Raw genomic sequence first — 22,809 nt, 5'->3', positions numbered from 1 at the left:
TCGCCCGGTCCGGAGGGCATCCCGCGATCGCGGGAAGTTGTCACGAAGTCGGCACGAAGTGGGCGCCGCCCGTGACAGGGGGCGGCGTCCAGCGGTGAAGCGTCGGTGCGCGGCCCCGGATCAGCCCGCCGACGGCGCGACGACCGGCAGCGCGTGCTCGAAGGCGTCCTTGGACGCCGTGCCCTCGAGCGGGTAGATGCCCGAGAAGCAGGCGTCGCAGTGCGTTTCGGGCGTCCCGCCCACGGCCTCGTAGACCCCGCGCAGCGACAGATAGGCGAGCGAGTCGGCCCCCAGCTCGGCGGCCACCTCGGCCGCCGTGCGGCGGTGGGCGATCATCTCCTCGCGCGTCGACATGTCGATGCCGTAGTGGCACGGGTGGCGCAGTGGCGGCGCGGAGATGCGCATGTGCACCTCGCGCGCCCCGGCGTCGCGCAGCATCTGCACGATCTGGCGCGTGGTGTTGCCGCGCACGATCGAGTCGTCGACGACGACCAGGCGCTTGCCCGCCACGACCTCCGGAAGGGGGTTGAACTTCAGCCGCAGGCCGTGCTTGCGCAGCTCCTGGCCGGGCTGGATGAACGTGCGCGCGACGTAGCGGTTCTTGATCAGGCCGTCGTCCTGCGGGAGCCCGGAGACGCGCGCGAAGCCGCGCGCGGCGGGGTTGCCCGAGTCCGGCACCGGGATCACGAGATCGGCCGCGACCGGCGCCTCGTGCGCCAGGATCTCGCCCATCCGGCCGCGCGCGACCTGCAGCGGCTGGCCCCCGAGGCGCGAATCCGGACGCGCGAAGTAGATGTGCTCGAAGACGCATAGCGCGCTGCGCGGCGAGGCGACCGCCTGGCGCGTCTGGATGCCGCGCGGCGTCAAGGAGACGACCTCGCCCGGCTGGACGTCGCGCAGGAACTTCGCGCCGATGATGTCGAACGCGCAGGTCTCCGACGCGACGCAGTAGGAGTCCCCGAGCATGCCGAGCGACAGCGGCCGGATGCCCAGCGGATCGCGGAACGCCAGGATGCGGTCCTTCGTCATCACGACTGTCGAGTACGCGCCCTCCACACGGCCCATGACGTCGACCAGCGCATCCTCGATCGTGCCGGCCTCGTGGGTCGAGAGGAGCGCCGCGATGATCTCCGAGTCAGACGTCGACCGGAACGTGACGCCGCGCCGGCGCAGCTCCGAGTGCAGCTCGACGGCGTTGACGAGGTTGCCGTTGTGTGCGAGCGCGACCTCGCGCCGGTCCGAGCGCCAGACCGGCTGCGAGTTCTCCCACGAGCTCGCGCCGGTGGTCGAGTAGCGCACGTGGCCGATGGCCATGTCGCCCTGCAGCGCGCGCAGCTTCTGCTCGTCGAACACCTGGTTGACGAGCCCTTGGTCGCGCATCGCGAGGATGTGGCCGCCCTGCGCCGTCGCGATGCCCGCCGACTCCTGCCCGCGGTGCTGCAGCGCGTAGAGCGCGAAGTACGCGAGCCGCGAGACCTCGCGCCCGGGGGCGACGATGCCGAAGACGCCGCACTCATCGCGCGGTCCGTCGCGGGGATCGAGGAGGGAATCCAAGAGAGGGCGGCCCTGGGCGTAACTGCCGTGTGAACGACCGGCCTAAGTCAGGCTAGCAGCGCCCGCGGTCGCGATCGACGCGTCGGCAGACCCGCTCGCACGACCTCCGACAACGCAGCAAAGACGACAAAGCTAGGCTCCAGGACACACCTCGCCCGCCGGGGCCCGGCCGTACGCCCCGCGAGCCTTCCGACCAGGAGCCGGATAGTCATGGCCATCGAGTCACCCGTCCAGATCCCCCGTCAGCGCATCGCCGAGCTGATCGCGCGCGAGGAGTCGCGCCTCAACGATGCGACCCGCAAGTCCGCCGAGATGTATGAGCGCGCCCGCGTGCATCTCTCCGGCGGCGTAGCTTCGTCCTACCAGTTGCGCGACCCGTGGCCGATCTACCTCGAGCGCGGCGTCGGCCCGAAGGTGTGGGATGTCGACGGCAACGAGATGTACGACTTCCACAACGGCTTCGGCTCGATGGTCCAGGGCCACGCCCACCCGGCCATCGGCGCCGCGATCGCCGATCGGTACTCCAAGGGCACGCACTTCGCGGCGCCCACCGAGGACGCGATCGTCGTCGGCGACGAGCTCGCGCGCCGCTGGGGCCTGCCGAAGTGGCGCTACACGAACTCCGGCTCGGAGTCCACGATGGACGCGATCCGGATCGCCCGCGGCCACACCGGCCGCGACACGATCGTCAAGATCTTCGGCTCCTACCACGGCCATCACGACGGCGTGATGGTGTCGATCGGCGTCGAGTACGACAAGATCGGCGACCACGAGAACCTCGCGAGCCTGCCCTACGGCGCCGGCATCCCGCAGGCGGTCGTGGACCTCACGATCCCCGTGCCGTTCAACGACGCCGGCGCGATGGAGCGCCGCATCGAGCGCCTCACCGAGGAGGGCCGCAAGCCCGCCTGCGTGATCATGGAGGCGGCGATGATGAACCTCGGCGTCGTGCTCCCGGAGCCCGGCTACCTCGAGGCGGTGCGCGACATCTGCACGCGCCACGGCGTCGTCCTGATCTTCGACGAGGTCAAGACCGGCCTGACGATCGCGGCCGGCGGCGCGACCGAGAAGTTCGGCGTCAAGCCGGACCTCGTGACGCTCGCCAAGGCGCTCGGCGGCGGCATGCCGTCCGGCGCGATCGGCGGCAGCGAGGAGGTCATGGCCTCCGTCGAGGACGGCTCCGTCTACCAGGTGGGCACCTACAACGGCAACCCGCTCGGCATGGCGGCGATCCGCGCGAACCTCCTCGAGGTGCTGACGCCGGCCTCGTACGAGCACCTCGCGCACCTCAACGGGCGCATCCTCGGCGGCTGCGAGGGCGTGATCCGCAAGCACAACCTGCCCGGCTACGCCGTCGGCATCGGCTCCAAGGGCTGCGTCACGTTCTCGCCGACCAAGATCGTCGACTACGAGACGTTCAAGGCCAACCAGGACAAGGACCTGTCAGAGCTGGCGTGGCTCTACAACATGAACCGCGGCATCTTCATGACGCCGGGGCGCGAGGAGGAGTGGACCCTCTCGGTCACGCACGACGACGCGGCGGTCGACGCGTACGTCCAGGTGTTCGAGGCGATGGCCGAGGACCTGCTCAGCTAGGGGGTGCCCAACGGGACATCGCTCCACACGGAATGGCCCGTTGGGTGGGGCCCCCGGCTCAATACGCCCACCAGGAGCGCCCGCCCTGCTCGTCGACGAAGACGGTGCCGAAGACGCGCAGGCCCATGTTCAGGTGGGCCTGACGGATCGCGTCCTCCTCGGGCGGAAGGTCCGAGTTGCCGGCGGAGTAGTGACCGAACACGGTCGCGAACTCCGCCGGTGAAACGCCGGCCGCGGGCGCTTCCGCGCCGAAGGCTGCCGGGACGACCATGGCGGCAGGCTGGATCGGATCGAGCATGGCCGACATAAGGGGCGTCCCCGTGAATCGGCCGCGGCGCTCGGATCTGAAGCGACTTAATGCAGGAGCGCGCTGAGGCCGTTCGAGTGCGCCCGCTCGAGCTCGTCCACGGCGATCTCGAGGACGCCTTCGATCGCCAGGGTGGCGCCGCCGACCTCGCCGATGACGCGCGCGGCGGAGCCGAACGCGCGCAGCGACGCGGCCGGGCCGGACACGAGGAACGCGCCCGGACCCTCGCCGAACAGGTCCTCCTCGGACTCCAGCCCGCGGACCTGCGCGCCGACGTCGCCGGCGATGCACGCCTCGGCCAGCGCGATCGCGACGCCGCCCTCCGCGACGTCGTGCGCCGACGTGAGCGTGCCGGCGCGGACGGCCTGGCGGATCGCGGCGTGCAGCGCCTTGAGCTCGCCCAGGTCGGCCGGCGGGAGCGGGCCCTGAACCGGCTCGCCGCGCAGCTTCGAGAGCTCGGAGGCGGCCGGCGACGGCGCCCACGACTGGGCCGTGATGAGCGCGATCGCGTCGCCCTCGTGCGCGAACGCCAGCCTGCCCGCGCGGCGGGCGTCGGGCAGCTCGCCGACGAGGCCGACGACCGGCGTCGGGTAGATCGGGCCCTCGGCGCCCTCGTTGTAGAGCGACACGTTTCCGCCGACGACCGGGACGCCGAGCGCGCGGCAGGCGTCGCCCAGGCCCGCGACCGCGCGCGTGAGCTGCCACGCGATGTGCGGCTTCTCCGGGTTGCCGAAGTTGAGGCAGTTCGTGAGCCCCAGCGGCTCGGCTCCCACGCAGGCGAGGTTGGCCGAGCACTCGAGCACGGCCTCGACGGCGCCTCGGTACGGGTCGGCGGCGACGCGGCGGCCGTTGCCGTCGATCGCGACGGCGATCGCCGGGCGCGGACCGTCCTCGCGCGACGAGGGCCACAGCGCAGCCGGATCGAGGTTCACCGGCGTATCGGGCAGCAGCAGCACCGCCGCGTCGGCCTGCTCAGGCCGGCGGACCGTGCGGGAGCCGACGACCGCGTCGTACTGCTCGAACGCCCAGCGGCGCGAGGCGAGGTTGGCCGAGGACAGCAGCTCCAGCAGCGTCCGCTCCGGGTCCGCGCCCGGGTCGATCACCGCGTCCGGGACCGGGTAGACCGAGACCGCCGGCTCGGCCGGCTCGAGGTCGTACACCGGGCACTCGTCGACGAGCGCGGTGACCGGCATGTCGCCGACGAGCATCTCGCCGTCGAACACGCGCAGCCGGCGCGTGCCCGTGACCTCGCCGATCGCCGTCGCGTTGACGTCCCAGCGCGCGCACACCGCCAGCACGTCGTCGAGCTTCTCCGGCTCCACGACGCAGAGCATCCGCTCCTGGGACTCCGAGACCATGATCTCGAAGGGCTCCAGGCCCTCCTCGCGCAGCGGCACGCGGGAGACATCGAGGTCCAGCCCGACCTCGCCCTTGGCGGCCATCTCCGCCGACGAGGACGTCAGCCCGGCGGCGCCGAGGTCCTGCAGCGCGACCAGCAGGCCGCGCTCGAGCAGCTCCAGCGAGCACTCGAGCAGCTTCTTCTCCTCGAACGGGTCGCCGATCTGCACGGTCGGCCGCTTGTCCTCGGAGTCGTCGAGCTCCGCGCTGGCGAGCACCGACGCGCCCCCGATGCCGTCGCGGCCGGTGCGCGCCCCGAACAGCACGACGATGTTGCCGACGCCCGCCGCCGCGCTGCGGATCAGCCGATCGGTCTCGATCAGTCCGACGCACATCGCGTTGACGAGGCAGTTGGTCTCGTACGGCTCCTCGAAGTAGATCTCGCCGCCGACCGTGGCGACGCCGATCGAGTTGCCGTAGTGCCCGATGCCGCCGACGGCGTGCTCGAGCAGGTAGCGCGAGCGGGGCGAGGTCGGCTCGCCGAAGCGCAGCGAGTCCAGGATCGCGATCGGCCGCGCGCCGATCGCGAAGATGTCGCGCAGGATGCCGCCGACGCCGGTCGCGGCGCCCTGGAAGGGCTCGACCGCGCTCGGATGGTTGTGCGACTCGACCTTGAAGGCGCACGCGAGCCCCTCTCCCACCGACACCGCGCCCGCGTTCTCCCCCGGGCCGAGGATCAACCGCGGGCCCTCGGTCGGAAGCGTCTTGAGCAGGCGGCGCGAGTGCTTGTAGCCGCAGTGCTCGGACCACATCAGCGAGAAGACGGCGAGCTCGACCTCGTTCGGCTCGCGGCCCAGCTTGGACACGATCAGGTCGTACTCGGCGTCGGTCAGCCCGAGCTCTCTATGGCGCATCAGGCGGGTACGCGCGCGGCCGAGAGGAACAGCTTCAGCCCATCCGCGGAGCCCGTCAGCGGCTCGACCGCGTGCTCGGGGTGCGGCATCAGCCCCAGCACGTTGCCGGCATGATTGGTCACGCCCGCGATGTCGCGCGAGGAGCCGTTGAAGTTCGAGCCGGGCGCGTAGCGCAGCGCGACCTGGCCATCGGCCTCCAGCTCGTCCAGCACGGGGTCGGGCGCCCAGTAGCGGCCGCTCATGTGCTTGGCGGGGATGGACAGCACGTCACCCTGCTCGGCGGCGCCGGTCCACGCCGTGCGGGCGTTGACGACCTCGACCGAGACCTGGCGGAACGTGAAGCGCAGGTTCGTGTTCGGCAGCAGCGCGCCCGGCAGCAGCCCGAGCTCGCACAGCACCTGGAAGCCGTTGCAGATGCCGAGCACGAGGCCGCCGTGGCGGGCGAAGCGCTCGACCTCCTCCATCACGGGCGCGAAGCGCGCGATCGCGCCGGCGCGCAGGTAGTCGCCGTAGGAGAAGCCGCCGGGGACGATCACCGCGTCGACGCCGCGCAGATCGCGGTCGCCGTGCCACAGCAGCTCGGCTTCACCGGCGCGCCGCGCCGCCGACAGCGCGTCGACGTCGTCGCACGACCCGGGAAAGCGGACGATCCCGAACTTCATGCCTGGATCTCGTAATCCTCGACGAGCGGGTTCGCGAGCAGCTTCTCGCACATCTCGGCCACGCGCGACTCGTCGGGGACGTCGAGCTCCACGAGCCGCCCGACATGCACGTGCGAGACGCCGTCGAACCCGAGCGCCGGAAGCGCGCGCTCCACGGCCTGGCCCTGGGGATCGAGGATCCCCTCCTTGGGCCGGATCAGGACGCGGACGCGGGTCACGCCACGCGGTCCAGCCACGCGCCGAACGGCTCGCCCGCCAGGCGCTCGTAGGCCGTCACATACCGCTCGCGCGTCTGTGACACGACCTCGTCCGGGATCGGCGGCGCCGGCGGCGTCTTGTCCCAGCCGGTCCCCGAGGCCCAGTCGCGCACGTACTGCTTGTCGAACGACGGCTGGCCGTGCCCGGGCTCGAAGCCGTCGGCGGGCCAGAAGCGCGAGGAGTCCGGCGTGCAGACCTCGTCGCCGAGCGTGAGCACGCCGTTCTCGTCCAGGCCGAACTCGAACTTGGTGTCGGCGAGGATCACGCCGCGCTCGCGGGCGTGGGCGGCGACCGCCTCGTAGACCTTCAGCGACGCCTCGCGGAGCTGCGCGGCGAGCTCCTCGGAGCCGAGCAGGCGCACCGTCTCCTCGAAGTCGATCGCCTCGTCGTGGCCTTCCTCGGCCTTGGTGGAGGGCGTGTAGATCGGCGCCGGCAGCTGCTGGGACTCCAGCAGGCCTTCGGACAGCGAGACGCCGGAGACCTTGCCCGTCGCCTGGTAGTCCTTCCAGCCTGAGCCCGTGATGTAGCCGCGGATGATGCACTCGACCGGCAGCATCTTCAGCCGCTTGACGCGCAGCGCGCGCCCGCGGTACTCGGCCGGGACGCCCTCGGTCGCGGAGATGAAGTGGTTCGGGACGATGTCGCGCGTCAAGCCGAACCAGAGCACGGAGAGGCCGGTGAGGACGCGCCCCTTGTCGGGGATCGGCGTCGGGTGCACGACGTCGTAGGTGGAGATCCGGTCGGAGGCGACCATCAGCAGGTCGTCGCCCAGGTCATACAGCTCGCGGACCTTGCCGGAATGCAGCAGCGGGAGCGTCACGGACACCTCAAAGACAATACGTCACAGGTCGTACGGGAAATCGGTCAGCGTCTCGTAGCCGTCGTCCGTGACGAGCACGAGATCCTCGAGCCGGCAGCCGCCGAAGCCGCGCCGGTAGCAGCCGGGCTCGAGCGTGATCACGTCGCCGGGGAGCAGGTCGTCCCCGAGCCTGCCGAGGTTCGGCCGCTCGTGGACCTCCAGGCCGACCCCGTGGCCGAGGCCGTGGAAGTAGCCGTCCTCGAGCACCTCGCCCGGCTGCTTGGTCAGCTGCGTCGGCTTTCCGGCCTCGATGTAGGGCTGCGAGGAGCGCTCGAACAGCAGCCGACCGTTGACGCCGGGGCGCACCTCGGCGTAGACGCGGTCGAGCGAGTCCTTCGTCAGCCGCCAGAACTCGGCCAGCTCTGCCGGCGGCTCCCCGCCCCCGGCGACGAACGTGCGCGTCATGTCGGCGTAGCAGCGCGAAGCCTTGTCGCGCGGCCAGATGTCGACCACGACCGGCTCGCCGGCGAGGATCTCGCCGTAGCCGGACTCGTGCCCGAGCGCCGACTGCGGGCCGTGCGAGACGATCACGTCGCCGGGCATGTCGCAGCCGTGCTCCTCGGCGACTTCGGCCATCGCCGCGCGCACGTCCTCGGACGTAAGCCCGGGCCGCAGGTCGCGGATCAGCGAGGCGGCGACGCCCATCGCGGCGTCGGCCGCCTTCTGCGCGCGGCGGATGCCCTCGAGCTGCGCGCCGGTCTTGATCCGGCGGCGCTCGACGAAGACGCCGGCGTCGATCGTCAGCTCGATGCCGGCGGCGCGCAACGGATCGGCCGCGAGCAGCGGGAACTCGGGCGGCACGACGGCGGCGGCGATGCCGAGCTCGCGGCACGCGCGCACGCACAGCTCGCCCTCGATCTCGACTCGGTCCTTGCCGGCGGCGATCAGCTCGTCCTGGCCGAGCTGGGCCGGATCGAGCACCTCGATGCCCAGCGCGGAGACCTTGTCGGCCTCGAGCACGCTGACGGTCGCGACGCGGCGGTCGCCGTCCTCGAGGTAGAGGAACGGGTCGCCGATGCCCAGCGGCACCGCGTGGAAGAGGTCGGCGTTGACCTCCGGCGCCCCGTAGATGAGGCGTGCGACGTTACCCATGGATCACCTCCAGTCGCTCGAGCGCCTCGGGGACGAAGCGCACGTAATACCCGTAGTCGAAGACCTCGTCGAGATCGAGCGAGACGTCCGGCTCGGCCTCGAGCAGGCTGCGCAGCGGCGTCTGCGTGTCCCACGCCTGCTGCGCGAGCCGCTGCACGATCCGGTACGCGTCGTCGCGCTGCATCCCCGAGGCCACGAGCGCGAGCAGCACGCGCTGGGAGAAGAGCGCGCCCGAGGTGAGCTCCAGGTTTGCGCGCATGCGGTCGGCGTGGACCGTCATCCCGCGCACGACGCGCAGGCTGAGGGCGAGCAGCTGGTCGAGCAGGATCGTCGAGTCGGGGAGGATGATCCGCTCGGCGGAGGAGTGCGAGATGTCGCGCTCATGCCACAGCGCGACGTTCTCGAGCCCCACCTGCGCGTTGCCGCGCAGGACGCGCGCCAGCCCGCAGATGCGCTCGCAGATCACCGGGTTGCGCTTGTGCGGCATCGCGCTGGAGCCCTTCTGGCCGGCGCGGAACGGCTCCTCGACCTCGCGCACCTCGGTGCGCTGGAGGTGACGGATCTCGGTCGCGAAGCGCTCCAGGCCGGCGCCCGCCAGCGCGATCGCGCTCAGCAGCTCCGCATGGCGGTCGCGCGGCACGACCTGGGTGGAGATCGGCTCCGCCTTCAGGCCCAATCGCGACAGCACGCGCTCCTCGTACGCCGGGCCCAGCGTCGCGTAGGTCCCGACCGCGCCGGAGATCGCCGCCGTCGCGGCCTGCGCGAACGCGCGCTCCAGCCGCTCGGCGTGGCGGTGCGCCTCCATCGCGTAGCCGGCGAGCTTGAGCCCGAACGACGTCGGCTCCGCGTGCACGCCGTGCGTGCGGCCGACGCACAGCGTCTCGGCGTGCTCGCGCGCCTTCTCGGCCAGCTCCCACGCGAGCTGCCGCGCCGCCGGGACCAGCAGCGCGCCGGCGCGCTGGAGCTGCAGCGCGAGCCCGGTGTCGACCACGTCCGACGAGGTCAGCCCGTAGTGGATCCAGCGGCCCGCGGGGCCGGCCGACGCGGCGAGCACGTCGACGAACGCCGCCGTGTCGTGGTCGGTGATCTTCTCGCGCTCGTTGATCGCGTCAACTGTGAAAACGGCTGCCCTGATCGCGTCGAGGTCGTCAGGCGTAGGACCGTTCTCCAGCGCCTCGGCGGCGGCGACCTCGACGTCGCGCATCGCGGTGAACCGCGCTTCGTCGGTCCAGATGGCACCGATCTCGGGACGGGTGTAGCGCGCGATCACGGCGCTCGATCCTAGACGGCGCGCCACAATGATCCGCCGTGGCCCGCATCCTCCTGGTCGAGGACAATCCCGGAGACGCCCAGCTGGTGCGTCTCGCGCTGAGCGAGGCGCTGCCCTCGGCGCGCCTGTCGGTCGCCGGCGACGGGGAGGCGGCGCTCGCCCGCCTGCACGAAGCCGGCGACCCGCCGGACCTGATGCTGCTGGACCTCAACCTCCCGCGCCTGTCCGGGCACGAAGTGCTCGAGGCCGTCCGCACCTCCGAGGACGCCGCGCTGCGCCGGCTGCCCGTCGTGGTCCTGAGCTCCTCGCACGCCGAGGGCGACGTCACCCGCTCCTACGAGCTCGGCGCCAGCTCCCACGTCGCCAAGCCGCCCGACGTCGACGAGCTGTTCGACCTGGTCGCGACGATCGCGCGCTACTGGTTCGGGACCGTCACGCTGCCCGGCGGAACAGCACCCCGGCGCTGATCACGCCGAGCGCCGTCAGGCCGCCGCACCAGGCGAGCGCGGCGACGGCATGGTCACCGATCGGCGTCCCGAGCATGAGCCCGCGCAGCGTCTCGACGATGGGCGTGATCGGCTGCCGGTCGCCGATCGCCTCCAGCGCCGCCGGCATCGAGTCGGTCGGCACGAAGGCGCTGCTCACGTACGGCAGGAACATGATCGCGAACGAGAACGCACCCGCGCCCTCGGCGCTCTTGGCCAGCAGCCCGAAGCAGGCGGCGATCCACGAGATCGCGACCATGAACGCGAGCAGGACGCCGAGCACGCCGAGCCAGTCCAGCGCGCTCGCCCGCGGGTCGAACCCGATCAGCAGCGCGACGCAGAGCACGATCACGGTCGACACCAGGTTGCGCAGCACGCTCGCGACGACGTGGCCGGTGAGCACGCCCGACGAGGAGATCGGCAGCGAGCGGAAGCGGTCGATCACGCCGGTCGTCATGTCCTGGTTGACGCTCACCGCGGTCGTCGCCGAGCCGTAGCCCGCGCACAGCAGGATGATCCCTGGCACGACGTAGTCGACGTAGCGGCCGCCGGTGTCGATCGCGCCGCCGAAGACGTAGACGAACAGCAGCAGGATCATCACCGGCAGCAGCACGGCGGTCATCACGGCGTCGAGGCTGCGCGCGCTGTGGCGCACGCTGCGCCCGACGAAGACGAGCGAATCGGCCATGGTCAGACCCTTTCGGTGAGCGAGAGGAACACGTCGTCGAGGCTGGGGCGGTGCAGCTGGAGGCGCTGGACGCCGCCGACCTGGTCGAGCAGGCGGCGGATCGCTTCGGCGCTCCCGTCGGAGGCGACGCGCAGGCACAGCCGCTGCGGCTCGGCGCTCCCGCCGACCTCCCGCTCCGCCGCCTCCAGCGCGAGCGTGTCGGCGAAGAACAGCTCGACGGTCTCGTCGCCGAGCCGCGCCTTGAGCTCGTCGGCGCTGCCTTCGGCGACCACGCGCCCGCCGTCGATCACGGCGATGCGGTCGGCGAGCCGGTCGGCCTCCTCGAGGTACTGCGTGGTGAGCAGCACCGTCGCCCCGGACGCCGCGAGCTCCGCCACGGCGTCCCAGACGTCGCGGCGGCTGCGCGGGTCCAGGCCGGTGGTCGGCTCGTCGAGCACGACGACCTGTGGCTGCGAGACGAGGCTCATCGCCAGGTCGAGGCGGCGCTTCATGCCGCCGGAGTAGGTCGCGACGCGGCGGTCGGCCGCCTCCTGCAGCCCGAAGCGCTCGATCAGCTCGCCGACCCGCCGGCGCGCGGGGCCGCGGCACAGGTGGCGCAGGCGGGCCATCAGCGCCAGGTTCTCGCGTGCGGTGAGCACCTCGTCGACGGCCGCGTACTGGCCGGTGAGGCTGAGCGCCTCGCGCACCTTGACGGGCTCGCGGGCGACGTCGTGCCCGGCGACGCGGGCGAAGCCGGCGTCGGCGGTCAGCAGCGTCGAGAGGATGCGGACCGTCGTCGTCTTGCCCGCACCGTTCGGGCCGAGCAGGGCGAACACCGAGCCCGCCTCCACCGCCAGGTCAAGGCCGGTCAGCACCGGGAGCTTCCCGAACGACTTCGCGAGGTCGCCGGTCTCGATTGTGTATGCCATACACATTGTGTATCACGTACACTCGAAGCATGCAAGCGCTGCCTCCCGGACTCGACCGCCTGTGGGCGCCCGAGCCGGGCAAGCCGCGGCGCGGCGGCCTCACCGCCGGCAAGGTCGTCGCGGCGGCGATCGAGCTTGCCGATGCGGAGGGACTCGACGCCGTCTCGATGGCGCGCGTGGCCAACGCGCTCGGCTTCACGACGATGTCGCTGTACCGGCACGTGCGCAGCAAGGACGAGCTGCTCGTGCTGATGATGGATCGCGTGATGGCGCTGCCGCCGGCCGAGCCCTACGACGGCTGGCGCGCGGGCCTGGAGGGCTGGGCGTGGGACATCCTGCGGCTGGTGCGCGCCCACCCGTGGGTGCTCTACGTGCGCATCAGCCCGCCCCCGGCGACGCCGGCGAGCGTGACGCTGATGGAGCGCGGCCTGGCGCCCCTGGCCGGGACACCGCTGGCCGAGGACGAGAAGGCGCAGCTGATCCTGACGATCAACGGCTACGTGTTCTGGCAGGCGCGCCTCGAGGCGGAGCTCGCGCCCGGCAGCGGCGACCCGGCGACCGACCCGCTCGCCGCCTACGTCACGGTCATGCACACGCTCGTCGACGACCGCTGGCCCGCCGTGAAGCGGGTCGTGGACGCGGGCGTGTTCGACGACGCCGAGGACACGCGCGATGCCGACTTCGCGTTCGGCCTCGAGCGCATCCTCGACGGCGTCGAGGCGATGCTCAGGCGCTGAGGATGCGCGCCGCCAGCACCGCGGCGTTGCGGGCGTTGTCGACGCCCACGCACGCGACCGGCACGCCGGGCGGCATCTGGGCGATCGCGAGCAGCGCGTCGAGCCCGCCCGCGACCGAGGTCGAGGACGTCAGCGGCACGCCGATCACCGGCAGGTCGCTGTGCGCGGCGACGACGCCGGGAAGCGCGGCGGAGAGCCCGGCGCCGGCGATGATCACCTTCAGCCCGCGCAGGCGCGCGTTCTTCGCGTAGTCGGCGACCAGCTCGGGGTCGCGGTGCGCCGACATGACGCGGATCTCGTGCGAGATGCCGCGCTCGGTCAGCTCCTTGGCCGCCTTCTCCATGGCGGGCATGTCGGACTTGGAGCCCATCACGATGCCGACGCTCGGGGCGTCGGTCTCGAGGGCCTCGAGGCCGGGCTCGGCCTCCGCCACAGGCTCGCTCACGGGCGGTCACCGCCGCTGGTGCGGAGGGTCGCGTTGGTGGTCGGTCTTTCCATCGGTTCGCAGATGGTCACGCCGCGATGTCCCGGCGCAGGGTCTTGCCGTCGAAGTCGATCACGTCCGCGGCAGCATACGCGGCCGCGCGCGCGGTCCGGACGTCGTCACCGAGCGCGGTCACGTTCAGCACGCGGCCGCCGGCGGTCACGATCGCGCCGTCGCGCTCCGCCGTGCCCGCGTGCGTGACCTCGATCCCGCGCGGGACGCCGCCGAACTTGATCACGTCACCCGAGGAGGACGACTGCGGGTAGCCGCGCGAGGCGAGCACGACGGTCACCGCCGCGCGGTCGTCCCACGACAGCGTCGCGCCTTCCAGCCCGCCGGGGCGGGTCGTGCGCAGCATCAGGTCGAGCAGGTCGCTGCGCAGCCGCGGGAGCACGGCCTGCGTCTCCGGATCGCCGAAGCGGACGTTGAACTCGAGCACCTTCGGTCCCTGCGCCGTGAGCATCAAGCCGGCGTAGAGGACGCCGTGGAACGGCGTTCCCTGGCGCCCGAGCTCCTCGACCACCGGCTGCAGGATCGTCTGGCGGACCTGCTCGATGAGCGCCGCGCCCGCGCCTTCGACCGGCGAGTAGGCGCCCATCCCGCCGGTATTGGGACCGGTGTCGCCCTCGCCGATGCGCTTGTAGTCGCGCGCGGGGGCGAGCGGGAGCGCGGACTCGCCGTCGCACAGCGCGAGCAGGCTCAGCTCCTCGCCCTCGAGGAACTCCTCGATCACCACCGGAACGTCCCCGAAGCGCTTGTCCTCGAGCATCTCGCTCAGCGCCGCGCGCGCCTCGGCGTCGTCCTGCGCGATCACGACGCCCTTGCCCGCGGCGAGCCCGTCGGCCTTGATCACGGCGGGATAGCGGTCGATAGCGGCCAGGCCCTCCGCGACGCCGGAGACGACCGCGTGGCCGGCCGTCGGCACGCCGGCGGCGGCCATCACGCCCTTGGCGTGCGCCTTGGAGCCCTCCAGCCGCGCGGCGGCCTTGCTCGGGCCGAAGACGAGCAGACCGGCGTCCGTGCAGGCGTCGGCGAAGCCCGCGACGAGCGGCGCCTCCGGCCCGATCACGACCAGCTCGATGCCCGCCGCCTTGATCGCCGCGGGGTCGTCGGCGCCCTCCAGCGGATCGGCGTCGCGCGCGATGCCGGCGTTGCCGGGGGAGCAGAAGACCTGCGGCGCCTGGGGCGAGCGCCGCAGCGCCCGCACGATGGCGTGCTCGCGGCCTCCGCCGCCGATGACGAGGACCTTCACAGACTGGCGATGAAGTCGTCGATGGGGATCGCGATCAGCGTCTCGTAGTGGCCGGTGCCCCGCGAGCCGAGCTCGAGCGAGATGCGGGCCATCGTCTTCTCGTCCGGCGCCTCGACGATGTTCACGAAGTCGAAGTGGCCGAGCGTGGCCCACTGCGCCTTGACCGTCGCCCCGAGCTGCTCGACCTCGCGATTGACCTCGCGGATCCGCGACGGGTTGTTCTTGACGGTCTGGATGCCCTCCGGCGTGAGCGTGGACAGCATGATGTAGGTCGGCACGGCATCCTCCTCGCTGGGTATCCCCAACCTTCTACCGAACCTCCGGCCCAGATGCGGTGTTCTCTCTCATCGATGCACCTACGCCTGTCGCTCGCAGGCGCCGTCGTCGCCGTGCTGGCGACTCCGGCGGCCGCCTTCGCCATCCCCGACTTCACCCTGGACAAGACGTGCTACGTCTCCGCCAGGCCGGACGAGCGCGAGCCGGTGACGATCAACGCGAGCGGCTTCGCCGGGAACACGCGCATGAACGTCTTCGTCGACGAGGTCTCCCAGGCGCCGGCCGATTCGCTGCCGCAGACCGACGGCCTGGGCAACCTCTCGGGATCCGTGCAGGCGCCGTATGTCGACTCGGGCCAGCGGCTGTTCACGCTCCGGCTCGCGGAGGCCCGCGATAACGGCCAGATGGCCACCCACGTCGCGAAGGTCACCGCGCTGTCGGTCACGCAGTCGCCGTCGACGCCCGCGACCACCTCGAGCCGCGTGCGCTTCCGCGTGCGCGGGCTGACCGACAAGCTCGCGCCGGTCTACGCGCACTACGTCTTCAAGGGCAAGGTCCGGCAGACCGTGCGGCTCGGCAAGCCGTACGGCGACTGCGGCCTGCTCTCGGTCCGCCGGCGCCAGTTCCCGTTCAAGAACCCGAAGCCCGGGCGCTGGTGGATCCAGTTCGACCAGGAGCAGGCCTACAACCCGCAGGCCCGCCTGTACACGAAGCTCAAAGTCGAAGTGACCAAGAAGCCCCGGCCGCAGCACTAGGCCACGGCCGGCTCCTCCGTTCCCACGCGGGTGCGCTCGAAGCGCAGCTCGCCGTCGTCGGCGTCGACCGTCACGTGGTCGCCGGTCGTGAACTCGCCCTTGAGCAGGCCGAGCGCGAGCGGGTCGACCAGGCGCTTGGAGATGATCCGCTTCAGCGGGCGGGCGCCGTAGGTCGGGTCGTAGCCGAGGTCGCCCAGCAGGTCGCGGGCGGCGTCGGTCAGCTCCACCGTGACGTTGCGCTCGGCGACGCGGCCGATCAGGCGCGCGACCTGGAGGTCGACGATCTGGCGCAGCTGCTCACGGCTGAGCGGCTCGAACTCGACGATGTCGTCGAGGCGGTTGACGAACTCGGGCTTGAAGCCGGCCTCCACCCCGGCGCGGCCGCCAGGGATGTTGGAGGTCATGATCAGCACGGTGTTCTTGAAGTCGACCGTGCGGCCCTGGCCGTCGGTCAGCCGGCCGTCGTCCATCACCTGCAGGAGCACGTTGAAGACGTCGTTGTGCGCCTTCTCGATCTCGTCGAGCAGGACGACGCTGTACGGTCGGCGGCGGACCGCCTCCGTGAGCTGCCCGCCCTCCTCGTAGCCGACGTAGCCGGGGGGCGCGCCGACCAGGCGCGCGACGGAGTGCTTCTCCATGTACTCCGACATGTCGATCCGCACCATCGCGTCCTGGCTGTCGAACATGAACTCGGCGAGCGCGCGGGCGAGCTCGGTCTTGCCGACGCCGGTCGGGCCGAGGAACAGGAACGTGCCGATCGGGCGGTCCGGGTCCGACAGGCCCGCGCGGCTGCGGCGCAGGGCGTCGGAGACGGCCTGGACGGCCTCCTCCTGCCCGATCACCCGCTGGTGCAGGCGCTCCTCCATGTGGATCAGCTTCTCGACCTCGCCCTCCAGCAGACGGCTGACGGGGATGCCGGTCCACTTGCCCACGACCTCGGCGATCTCGTCGGCGTCGACGCGCTCGGACAGGTAGACGGGCGGCTCGATCGCCTCGTCGCCGGCGTGCGCCTCGGCCTCGGCCAGGCGGTGCTCCAGCTCGGGGATCTCGCCGTGGCGCAGCTCGGCCGCGCGCTGGTAGTCGAGCTCGCGCTCGGCGCGCTCGAGCTCGCGGCGCGCCTCGTCCAGGCGCTCGCGCAGCTTGCCGTGGCCCTCGGCCTGCTCCTTCTCGCGCTCCCACTGGGCGCGCATGCCGGCGGCCTGCTCGCGCAGCTCGGCCAGCTCGCGCTCGATCTCCTCGCGGCGCGCCCCGGCGGTCTCGTCCTTGGCGACGGCGACCTGCTCGATCTCGAGCTGCTTGATCCGCCGCTCGACCTCGTCGATCTCGGTCGGGACGCTGGAGAGCTCGATGCTGACGCGGCTGGCGGCCTCGTCGACGAGGTCGATCGCCTTGTCGGGCAGGAAGCGGTCGGCGATGTAGCGGTGGCTGAGCGTGGCGGCCGCGATCAGGGCGGCGTCGGTGATCGTGACGCCGTGGTGGGCCTCGTAGCGCTCCTTCAGGCCGCGCAGGATCGCGATCGTGTCCTCGACCGACGGCTCGCCGACGTAGATCGGCTGGAACCGGCGCTCGAGCGCGGCGTCCTTCTCGACGTGCTTCTTGTACTCGTCGAGCGTGGTGGCGCCGACGGCGCGCAGCTCGCCGCGGGCGAGCATCGGCTTGAGCAGGTTGGACGCGTCGACGGCACCCTCGGCGGCGCCGGCGCCGACGATCGTGTGCAGCTCGTCCATGAAGAGGATGACCTGGCCCTCGGCGTCCTGGATCTCCTTCAGGACCGCCTTCAGGCGCTCCTCGAACTCGCCGCGGTACTTGGAGCCGGCGAGCAGGGCGCCGATGTCGAGCGCGATGACCTTGCGGTCGCGCAGGCTCTCGGGGACGTCGCCGGAGACGATCCGCTGCGCGAGGCCCTCGACGATCGCGGTCTTGCCGACGCCGGGCTCGCCGATCAGCACCGGGTTGTTCTTGGTGCGGCGCGAGAGGACCTGGATGACGCGGCGGATCTCGTCGTCGCGGCCGATGACCGGGTCCAGCTTGCCGTCCTCGGCGGCCTGCGTGAGGTCGCGACCGAAGCGCTGCAGCGCCTGATAGCTGTCTTCGGGGCTCTGGCTGGTCACGCGGTGCGGGCCGCGGACGGCCTCGATCGCCTGCAGCGTGTCCTTGTGGGTCGCGCCGTTGCGCTTGAGCACGGCGGCGGCCTCGCCGGCCTGGGCGCTGGTGAGGGCGAGCAGGATGTGCTCGGTGGAGATGTACTCGTCGTTGAGCTTGCCGGCCTCGCGCTCGGCGGCGCGCAGGACGTCGAGCAGCTCTCTGCTGGTGGAGGGCTCGTTGGCGCCCGCGGTGATCGTCGGCTTGGCGTCCAGCGCGGCGTTGAGCTCGCGGCGGATGCCGTCGGTCTGGGCGCCGAGCTTGCGCAGGACCGGCCCGACGACGCTCTCGGGCTGCTCGAGCAGCGCGAGCAGCAGGTGCTCGGGCTGGGTCTCGGTGTGATGACGCGCCGCCGCGATCGAGATCGCGGCCTGCAGCGCCTCCTGGGACTTGATCGTGAAGCGGTCGGCTTGCATGTTCAGGCGGATTCCTAAATCTCAGTCGGGTTGACTAAGATCTTAGCTCGCCGCGGTTGCCGCATCAACCTCGGCCTCAGCGCTTCAGTCGTCGTCGCCGCCGCGCCCGCGCCCGCCGCCGTGGCGGCCCGAGCCTCCGTGGCGGCCGGAGTCGTCGAACCCGCGGTCGTGGCCGGAGTCGTCGACCGTCGCCACGGCCGGGACCGGGCGCGGGCGGACCGGCGTGGCCGCCCGGGACGGCGCGTCGTCGCGGCCGCGGGCGCGCCGCTCGACGTGGATCGTCGGGCGGACGGTCTCCGTGCGGACCTGCGGGGACGGCGTGGCAGTGGCGACCGCGGCGGCCGGCTGCGGCGGAGAGGACGGTAGGGCGAGCGCGGCGCCGGCGACGCCCGCGAGCGCGCACACGACGCCGGCGGCGATGGCGGTGGGAGTCTTGAAGGACATGCCCCCACGGTCGCGCGCGGCCCCCCAAGCGCCGGCGAGCAGCGGGGAAAGATTCGGGAAAGCCTCGCGCCGGCGCGGCCGGCGAGCCGCTCGAGTCGGACCTCAGTCGTCGCCGCCACCGCGACCACGCCCGCGACCGCCGCCGCCGTCGACGCCGCCGTGGCCTCCGTGGTCGTCGACCGTCGGCGCCGCGGTGGGGGTCGGCGTCGCCGTCCCGCGCGGGGGCGGGGTCCGCTTCGGCCGCGCCGTACGCGCCGGCCTCGGCGTTCGCGTGGCGGTGGCCGTGGCGGTCGCCGCGGGCGCCAGCTCGCTCCCGGCCGTGAGCGGCTCGGAGGAGATGCCGACGCGCTGATTCGAGAGCGTCGCCGCCGCCGTCGTGAGCGCGGCCGCGACGACGAGCCCCGCAACGGCGGCGCCGATCCACAGCGCCGTGCGCCGCCAGCCGGTCACGAGCGGCTCCCGGAGCCGCGTGCCGGCCAACGGCCGGCGATGCCGCGACGGCGCGTCACGGCGCCGCCTCCAGCACCGGTGCCGTGACGAGCGGGAGCGTGACGGTGGCGACCGCGCCGCCGGCCGTGCCGTTGGCGAGCGTGACCGTGCCCTCCCAGCGCGAGGCCAGCTCGCGAGCGATCGCGAGGCCGAGGCCGGTGCCGCCGCGGACGGCGCGGCCCGCGGAGCCGCGGTGGAAGCGGTTGAACACGGACTCCTCCTCGCCTCCGGCCAGCCCCGGGCCCTCGTCGGCCACGGTGATGCGGCCCGCGTCGGCCGTCAGGGCGATCGTCTGGCCCGCCGGCCCGTAGGCGAGCGCGTTCTCGATCAGGACGTCGAGGATGCGGTCGAGGTCGGCGGCGGCGCAGCGCACCGCGGCGCCGTCGCCGCCCTCGACGACGACCCGCGCATCGTGCCCGCTCCAGCGCGTCGCGGCGCGGCGGCACGCGCGCAGCGGGTCGACGGCGGCGTCCGGCGCCCGCGCGGCGCCCGCCTCGCTCAGCACGAGCAGCTCGGTGAGAATGCCCGAGAGGCGATCGACCTCGCCGAGCGCGCCGTCGACCTGCGCCCGCGCCGGCCCTTCGCCTGCCTCCGCGGCCGCCTCCTCGAGCCGCAGCCGCAGTCCCGCCAGCGGCGTCCGCAGCTGGTGCGAGGCGTCGGCGACGAACGCCTGCTGGGCGTCGACCATCCGCTGCACGCGCGCGGTCATGTCGTTGAACGCGCGCCCCAGCTCGCGCTGCTCGCGCGCGCCCTCCTCGGGCACGCGTACGCCCAGGTCGCCCTCGCCGGCCCGCCGCGCCGCGGCCGCGAGGCGCCGCATCGGCCGGACCACGCTCGCCGCCAGCAGCGCGCCCGCCGCGAGGCCCAGCCCGAGCACGACGACGCCGATCAGCACGAGCCCGACGGTCGCCGCGTCCACGGCGCGCGACACGGCCGCCACGCTCTGGGTGACCCGCACGGCGCCGCCCGGCGCGCTGCGGATCGGGACCGCGGTGGCCAGCAGCCGCTGGTTGAGCGTCGCGCTCGGGCGCTCCTCCTGCACGACGCGCCGGCGCAGCGCACCCGCGATCTCCGGGCGCGACGAGAAGTCCGCGCCGATGCTCCCCGGCGAGCTGTCGGCGATCACCCGCCCGTCGGGCCCGACCACCACGACGCGACCGCGCGATGTGCGCGCCGAGGTCGAGACGAGCACGTCGAGATCCGGGGCCGGACGCCCGGCGATCGCGGCCGACAGGTCATCGGGCGACGCGCCCGCGACCGCCGCCACGGCGTCCGCCTGCGCGAGCGCCTGCGTGCGCACCTCGGCGCCGACGCGGTCGCGCACCGACCGCACGAGCGGCACGAGCAGCGCGCCGACCGCCAGCACGAGCACGTAGGCGAGCGCGAGCAGCAGCCGCGCACGCAGGCTCAGTGCGCCCACTCGTCCGCCCCGGTGAAGCGGAACCCGACGCCGCGCACGGTGTGCAGGAAGCGCGGCGCCGACGGATCGTCGCCGAGCTTGCCGCGCAGCCAGCGCACGTGCACGTCGAGCGTCTTGGTCGAGCCGAACCAGTTCTCGTCCCACACGCGCGCCATCAGGTCCTCGCGCGAGACGACCTCGCCGGCGTGCGCGACCAGCTCGGCCAGCAGGTCGAACTCCTTGCGCGAGAGCTGCAGCTCCTGCTGCTCGAGCCAGACGCGCCGGGACGCGGCGTCGATGCGCAGCGGGCCGATCGCGACCGGCCCGTTCGCGGCCGGCGCCGGCGCGGGACGTGCGCGCCGCATGACGGCTCGCATCCGCGCGATCACCTCGGCCCCGCTGAACGGCTTGACGACGTAGTCGTCGGCGCCCAGCTCGAGCCCGAGCACGCGCTCGAGCTCGGTCCCGCGCGCCGTCAGCACGATGATCGGGACGTCCGACGCGGCGCGCAGCTCGCGGCACAGGTCGCGCCCGTCGCCGTCGGGCAGCCCGAGGTCGAGCAGCACGAAGTCCGGCGCGCGCGAGGCGAGGGCGGCGCGCGCCTCGGCCAGCGTCCCCGCGAGGACCGCCTCGAACCCCTCGCGGCGCAACGCAGCCGAGAACGGCTCGAAGATCGAGGGCTCATCCTCGACGAACAGCACCAGCGGGCGGTCGCTCACCGCCTCCCAATGTAAGGCGAATCGGCTATCGCCGCTCGGGCGGCGGCACGAGCCCGGCCCCGACCGCCATCCGCACGAGCTCGAAGCGCTTGCGGTAGGGCGGCGCCGCCCCGAGCTGGAACGCGTCGAACAGCGCGCGCATGTGCGTCTTGACGGTGTCGATGCTCACCGTCAGCTCGCGCGCGATCTCCTCGTTGGTCGCCGGCCCATCGGCGTAGCGGCATAGGGCGACGAGCACGCGCCGCTGCGCCGCCGTGAGCGGCGGGACGAGCGCCTCGGTCGACACCTCGGTCAGCGACAGCGCCGCCTCGCCGGTCGCGTCGTGGAAGCGCAGCCGCGTCGCGCCCACGCGGATCACGTCGAGGTGGTTGAGCGTCCGCCGCCCCTGCACGCGCTCCTCGTTGACGAAGGTCCCGTTCGTGGAGCGCCCGTCGTCGAGCACCGTCCAGACGCCGTCGATCGCCTCCAGCGTCGCGTGGCTGCGCGACACCTGCGCGTCCCATGTCAGCGCGAGCCCGGACTGCGGCGTGCGCCCGATCGTCAGGCCGCCGCCGGGCAGCGGCATCAGCTGCTGCACGCCGTCGCCGTCGCGCAGCTCGATGAACGGCGACGCCGCGCGCTCGGCCGCGAGCCGCGCCTGCAGCTCGGTCGGCGTCGATGCGTGTCGGTCAGGCCACTCGCTCACGGCGCTGAGCACTCTAAGGTCTGCGCGCGAGATAGAGTCGCGCGATGGCTGAAGTCACGTCAAGCAGGACCGCGCGCGAGCCCTGGCCGGGGTACGCCGACCTCAGCGAGGACGAGCGTCAGCAGGAGCTCGCCCGCAGGTTCGACGACGCCAAGGAGCACGGCGACCATTCGCACGCCTACGCGCTCGCCTCGGCGGTCGCGAACTACGAGCTCGTCCACGAGCTCCAGCCGGACACCACCCACGCCGAGCAGGTCGCCGCCAAGGCGCACGACCTGCACGACGACGCCGGATCGTGGATCGGGAGCTAGCGCTCCCCGGCCTCCCCGTCGCCCTGCGCTCGCGCGGGCGCGAGGACGACTACGGCCCGGCCCGTGCCGGTCTCGGGCAGGCGCCCCTGCCCGAGACGGTCGACCTGCGCGAGCCGTGGCATCCCGTCGTGGACCAGGGACGGACCGCCTCCTGCGTCGGCTGGACGGTCGCCGACTCGGTCCTGCGCTGGCACCTCGTGCAGGCCGGCCGCCTGGCGCCCGGCGCGCGGCTGTCCGCCCGCCAGGTGTGGATGTCGGCGAAGGAGACCGACAAGCGCACGGATTACCCGTCGGCGTTCCTGGAGGAGGACGGGACGAGCCTGAAGGCCGGGCTCGACGTCGCGCGCAAGTTCGGCGTGGTGGCCGAGGAGGCGCTGCCGTGGGACCGCGGGCTTGCGGCCGGCGCGCCGGACGCGTTCTACGCGTCCGCGCACAAGATCGGCGCCTACTTCAACCTCGGCGACGACGCGGTCGAGGACCGCTCGAGCTTCTTCCCGCGCTGGCGCCGCTGGCTGTTCGAGCACGGACCCATCGCGGTCCTGATCAAGATCGACGGGAACATCGAGCACGCCGGGCCTGAGCTCGACGGCTTCGACGAGGGGACCGTCGCGGGCAGTCACTGCGCCGCGCTGTTCGGCTACGCACCCGATCACTTCCTCCTGCGCTCCAGCTGGGGGCCGGGCTGGGCCGACGGCGGCTACGCCCGCATGAGCCTCGCGTACACCGCGGCCGCGGTGATCGAGAGCTACGGCGTGACGATCTAGACCTG

24 protein-coding genes and 1 pseudogene are annotated in these 22,809 nt (G+C 72.7%); 6 read left to right on the top strand and 19 right to left on the bottom strand.

The annotated features are described in order from the left end of the window. Positions 1–120 precede the first annotated feature (120 nt). The gene (gene purF, locus H958_RS34450) at positions 121–1,554 is read right to left on the bottom strand and encodes an amidophosphoribosyltransferase (protein WP_037408844.1); all 1,434 of its coding nucleotides are present in this window, start codon (positions 1,552–1,554) and stop codon (positions 121–123) included. A gap of 210 nt (positions 1,555–1,764) precedes the next feature. On the opposite strand from purF, the gene H958_RS0102475 reads away from it, so the two are divergent. After that, positions 1,765–3,150, top strand: a complete 1,386-nt coding sequence (locus H958_RS0102475; RefSeq protein ID WP_028057503.1) for an aspartate aminotransferase family protein — start codon at positions 1,765–1,767, stop codon at positions 3,148–3,150. A gap of 58 nt (positions 3,151–3,208) precedes the next feature. Here H958_RS0102475 and H958_RS0102470 read toward each other — a convergent pair whose 3' ends face one another. The 7 genes from H958_RS0102470 to purB form a co-directional block, all read right to left on the bottom strand. After that, complete coding sequence (locus H958_RS0102470) at positions 3,209–3,421, bottom strand: hypothetical protein (RefSeq protein ID WP_196807166.1); 213 nt, start codon at positions 3,419–3,421, stop codon at positions 3,209–3,211. 83 nt (positions 3,422–3,504) lie between these two features. After that, positions 3,505–5,709 (bottom strand): phosphoribosylformylglycinamidine synthase subunit PurL, encoded by a 2,205-nt coding sequence (gene purL / locus H958_RS34445; RefSeq protein ID WP_037408842.1) that lies wholly within the window; start codon positions 5,707–5,709, stop codon positions 3,505–3,507. Beyond that, positions 5,709–6,371 carry a phosphoribosylformylglycinamidine synthase subunit PurQ gene (gene purQ, locus H958_RS0102460; protein ID WP_028057501.1) on the bottom strand — a complete coding sequence of 221 codons (663 nt, stop codon included), beginning with the start codon at positions 6,369–6,371 and terminating at the stop codon, positions 5,709–5,711. The genes purL and purQ overlap by 1 nt, the downstream gene beginning before the upstream one ends. Continuing rightward, positions 6,368–6,589: a phosphoribosylformylglycinamidine synthase subunit PurS gene (gene purS / locus H958_RS0102455; RefSeq protein ID WP_028057500.1), complete on the bottom strand. Its 222-nt coding sequence runs from the start codon at positions 6,587–6,589 to the stop codon at positions 6,368–6,370. Before purS ends, purQ begins: the two co-directional genes overlap by 4 nt. Then, complete coding sequence (locus H958_RS0102450) at positions 6,586–7,455, bottom strand: phosphoribosylaminoimidazolesuccinocarboxamide synthase (protein WP_028057499.1); 870 nt, start codon at positions 7,453–7,455, stop codon at positions 6,586–6,588. Before H958_RS0102450 ends, purS begins: the two co-directional genes overlap by 4 nt. 15 nt (positions 7,456–7,470) lie before the next feature. Then, complete coding sequence (locus H958_RS34440; protein WP_051323714.1) at positions 7,471–8,580, bottom strand: M24 family metallopeptidase; 1,110 nt, start codon at positions 8,578–8,580, stop codon at positions 7,471–7,473. Continuing rightward, the gene (gene purB / locus H958_RS0102440; protein ID WP_028057498.1) at positions 8,573–9,850 is read right to left on the bottom strand and encodes an adenylosuccinate lyase; all 1,278 of its coding nucleotides are present in this window, start codon (positions 9,848–9,850) and stop codon (positions 8,573–8,575) included. The genes H958_RS34440 and purB overlap by 8 nt, the downstream gene beginning before the upstream one ends. Positions 9,851–9,888: 38 nt before the next feature. Here purB and H958_RS0102435 point away from each other — a divergent pair, with 38 nt between their 5' ends. Beyond that, a complete protein-coding gene (locus H958_RS0102435) occupies positions 9,889–10,317 on the top strand; it encodes a response regulator (protein ID WP_028057497.1) in 429 nt (142 codons plus the stop codon). Here the strand turns inward: H958_RS0102435 and H958_RS0102430 are convergent. Then, a complete protein-coding gene (locus tag H958_RS0102430; protein ID WP_028057496.1) occupies positions 10,283–11,023 on the bottom strand; it encodes an ABC transporter permease in 741 nt (246 codons plus the stop codon). The two genes, H958_RS0102435 and H958_RS0102430, sit on opposite strands and share 35 nt — an antisense overlap. Before the next feature lie 2 nt (positions 11,024–11,025). Continuing rightward, positions 11,026–11,931 (bottom strand): daunorubicin resistance protein DrrA family ABC transporter ATP-binding protein, encoded by a 906-nt coding sequence (locus H958_RS0102425; protein WP_028057495.1) that lies wholly within the window; start codon positions 11,929–11,931, stop codon positions 11,026–11,028. Between H958_RS0102425 and H958_RS0102420 the strand changes: the two genes are divergently transcribed. After that, positions 11,925–12,668, top strand: coding sequence for a TetR/AcrR family transcriptional regulator (locus tag H958_RS0102420; protein WP_156027620.1), 744 nt, complete (start codon positions 11,925–11,927; stop codon positions 12,666–12,668). The genes H958_RS0102425 and H958_RS0102420 overlap by 7 nt on opposite strands. On the opposite strand, the pseudogene purE reads toward H958_RS0102420, so the two are convergent. The 3 genes and pseudogenes from purE to H958_RS0102405 all read right to left on the bottom strand — a co-directional run. Then, a pseudogene (purE, locus tag H958_RS34435) lies at positions 12,664–13,038 on the bottom strand (5-(carboxyamino)imidazole ribonucleotide mutase); the annotation flags it as partial. The gene H958_RS0102420 and the pseudogene purE overlap by 5 nt on opposite strands. A 142-nt stretch (positions 13,039–13,180) precedes the next feature. After that, positions 13,181–14,404 carry a phosphoribosylamine--glycine ligase gene (gene purD / locus H958_RS0102410; RefSeq protein WP_028057493.1) on the bottom strand — a complete coding sequence of 408 codons (1,224 nt, stop codon included), beginning with the start codon at positions 14,402–14,404 and terminating at the stop codon, positions 13,181–13,183. Beyond that, the gene (locus H958_RS0102405) at positions 14,401–14,682 is read right to left on the bottom strand and encodes a GYD domain-containing protein (RefSeq protein WP_028057492.1); all 282 of its coding nucleotides are present in this window, start codon (positions 14,680–14,682) and stop codon (positions 14,401–14,403) included. Before H958_RS0102405 ends, purD begins: the two co-directional genes overlap by 4 nt. A gap of 72 nt (positions 14,683–14,754) precedes the next feature. Between H958_RS0102405 and H958_RS0102400 the strand changes: the two genes are divergently transcribed. After that, the gene (locus H958_RS0102400; RefSeq protein ID WP_028057491.1) at positions 14,755–15,435 is read left to right on the top strand and encodes a hypothetical protein; all 681 of its coding nucleotides are present in this window, start codon (positions 14,755–14,757) and stop codon (positions 15,433–15,435) included. On the opposite strand, the gene clpB is transcribed toward H958_RS0102400, so the two are convergent. From clpB to H958_RS0102370, 6 genes are all read right to left on the bottom strand, one after another. Beyond that, on the bottom strand, positions 15,432–17,993 hold the full coding sequence (gene clpB / locus H958_RS34430) for an ATP-dependent chaperone ClpB (protein ID WP_037408839.1): 2,562 nt from the start codon (positions 17,991–17,993) through the stop codon (positions 15,432–15,434). The genes H958_RS0102400 and clpB overlap by 4 nt on opposite strands. Before the next feature lie 84 nt (positions 17,994–18,077). Continuing rightward, positions 18,078–18,437 (bottom strand): hypothetical protein, encoded by a 360-nt coding sequence (locus H958_RS0102390; protein WP_028057490.1) that lies wholly within the window; start codon positions 18,435–18,437, stop codon positions 18,078–18,080. A gap of 102 nt (positions 18,438–18,539) precedes the next feature. Further along, positions 18,540–18,887, bottom strand: a complete 348-nt coding sequence (locus tag H958_RS34425; protein ID WP_196807165.1) for a hypothetical protein — start codon at positions 18,885–18,887, stop codon at positions 18,540–18,542. 55 nt (positions 18,888–18,942) lie between these two features. Next, entirely contained in the window at positions 18,943–20,346 is a 1,404-nt protein-coding gene (locus tag H958_RS0102380) for a HAMP domain-containing sensor histidine kinase (protein ID WP_028057489.1), read from the bottom strand. After that, positions 20,334–21,044 (bottom strand): response regulator transcription factor, encoded by a 711-nt coding sequence (locus H958_RS0102375; RefSeq protein ID WP_028057488.1) that lies wholly within the window; start codon positions 21,042–21,044, stop codon positions 20,334–20,336. Before H958_RS0102375 ends, H958_RS0102380 begins: the two co-directional genes overlap by 13 nt. Before the next feature lie 25 nt (positions 21,045–21,069). Continuing rightward, on the bottom strand, positions 21,070–21,729 hold the full coding sequence (locus H958_RS0102370) for an FHA domain-containing protein (RefSeq protein ID WP_156027618.1): 660 nt from the start codon (positions 21,727–21,729) through the stop codon (positions 21,070–21,072). Positions 21,730–21,773: 44 nt separating this feature from the next. Here H958_RS0102370 and H958_RS47265 point away from each other — a divergent pair, with 44 nt between their 5' ends. Beyond that, positions 21,774–22,040: a hypothetical protein gene (locus tag H958_RS47265; protein WP_028057486.1), complete on the top strand. Its 267-nt coding sequence runs from the start codon at positions 21,774–21,776 to the stop codon at positions 22,038–22,040. Continuing rightward, positions 22,025–22,804, top strand: coding sequence for a C1 family peptidase (locus H958_RS34420; protein ID WP_051323711.1), 780 nt, complete (start codon positions 22,025–22,027; stop codon positions 22,802–22,804). Before H958_RS47265 ends, H958_RS34420 begins: the two co-directional genes overlap by 16 nt. Positions 22,805–22,809: the final 5 nt, after the last annotated feature.

Source organism: Candidatus Solirubrobacter pratensis (assembly GCF_000425945.1).
In the GTDB taxonomy this organism is placed as follows: domain Bacteria; phylum Actinomycetota; class Thermoleophilia; order Solirubrobacterales; family Solirubrobacteraceae; genus Solirubrobacter; species Solirubrobacter pratensis.
This window is presented reverse-complemented; position numbering and strand designations above follow the sequence as displayed.